Genomic DNA, 294 nt, shown 5'->3' with positions numbered 1-294 from the left:
CTTTCACGTTCGATGAAGCCAAAACCTTTTTCTGCGTTAAACCATTTTACTTTACCTTGTTCCATGTGTGTTGCCTCCTGCGTATGACTGAGCCATACTGATTATTACTACCGTGATCAATTTCATCGAGTCAAAAGTGTAACCTTCATATCTCCACCGAACAACAATAATTACTTAATAATATAGCACGTCCGGTTTGAAAAAGATAGGGGTAGGCGGAAAAGAATTAAAAAAGAGGATCCGCAGTTGCGGATCCTCTCAGGAAAATTAAAGTTTAGTAACGTTAGTTGCTTG

The 294-nt window shown here is 38.8% G+C and carries 1 protein-coding gene; it reads right to left on the bottom strand.

Annotation, left to right across the window (positions count from 1 at the left end):
* A partial coding sequence (locus KNP93_RS15580; protein ID WP_214856027.1) for a cold-shock protein occupies nucleotides 1-65 on the bottom strand: 65 nt, incomplete at its 3' end.
* Nucleotides 66-294 lie beyond the last annotated feature (229 nt).

It is taken from the genome of Exiguobacterium sp. s166 (assembly GCF_018618855.1).
GTDB lineage: Bacteria > Bacillota > Bacilli > Exiguobacteriales > Exiguobacteriaceae > Exiguobacterium_A.
This window is presented reverse-complemented; position numbering and strand designations above follow the sequence as displayed.